The organism is Arthrobacter sp. E3 (assembly GCF_017353415.1).
Lineage (GTDB): Bacteria > Actinomycetota > Actinomycetes > Actinomycetales > Micrococcaceae > Specibacter.
The window spans coordinates 1-984 of the sequence record NZ_JAFMPX010000087.1 but is presented as its reverse complement, the minus strand read 5'-3'; the positions used below and the strand labels follow the sequence as shown (position 1 = coordinate 984).

Annotated in this window: 2 protein-coding genes; both read left to right on the top strand. The window is 63.3% G+C overall.

The features are described from left to right. Positions 1–265, top strand: a 265-nt coding sequence (locus tag JMA46_RS16735) for a hypothetical protein (protein WP_207346479.1), incomplete at its 5' end; no start/stop codon positions are given. 195 nt (positions 266–460) lie between these two features. Then, a partial coding sequence (locus JMA46_RS16730) for a hypothetical protein (RefSeq protein ID WP_207346478.1) occupies positions 461–984 on the top strand: 524 nt, incomplete at its 3' end.

The window sequence follows — 984 nt, the reverse complement described above, 5'->3', positions numbered from 1 at the left end:
TCGGATCCAAACCCTCCAACATCTCCGCCGAGCCCGGCCACGGAATCCGCACCCCGCCAACCACCCGAGCCCGCCGCTCCTGCCCGGGCACCTCACCCCACACAGATCCCCACCCCGGCTCACCGCCACCTGGTTCCGCACCGCACCCCGGCTCACCGCCACCTGGTTCCGCACCGCAGCCCGGCTCACCGCCACCTGGTTCCGCACCGCAGCCCGGCTCACCGCCACTTGCCTCACCGCCTGGATCCGCCGGGCCAGCTCCTGAACCCGGCCCCGGGTCAGGTCCTGATGCCCGTTCCGAGTCCGGGCCTGGCTGCGCCACCCACCCAGATCCTGATGCCCCTAGCGCCTCTTCTCGTCCTGCTTGCCCCCTTGGCCCTGTTTGCCTTCCACGGTCCTGCGCTGCGGTGTCTCGTTGTCCAGCTGCCGTGGTGGTGGTATTGAGCATCCCCATCAATCCATGCAACTGCTCGAACAAGGAATCCTGCCCACCACTAGAACCAGCACCATCACCAGCACTGCCGCACTCGTCGGCTGTTCCAGCTTTTCCAGCTGTTCCAGCCGTTTGAGTTGTTCCAGTCGTTTGTGCCGTTCCGGTTGTTTCGTGGCTGCCAGTCGTGGTGGTGTTGATAGTGTCCACATCCGTGTGGTGGTTGGGGTTGGTGGCATGTCCAATGGCAGCCATGAGCTGTTCATGCTGGGCGATGGTCATATACCCGTCAAGATGAATCAGCCCGCGCCGGGGCTTACGGAAGAACAACCCCTGCTTCGCAACCAGATCCGAGTGGCTGGGCTTTTGCCCGTCAGGATCCAAATGACTCATAATCCGGTTACCAATACGACGCAAACAATCCGGGCCCTCCCCCAGCCCAGCCTCGACCAACACGGATTGAACCTCCGCCAAACACTCCTGATCAATCCTGCCGTTATCAGCCAAACGGGCCGCCTCATCCACAAACCCGGCAACCAGCAGCCCCTGCTCCT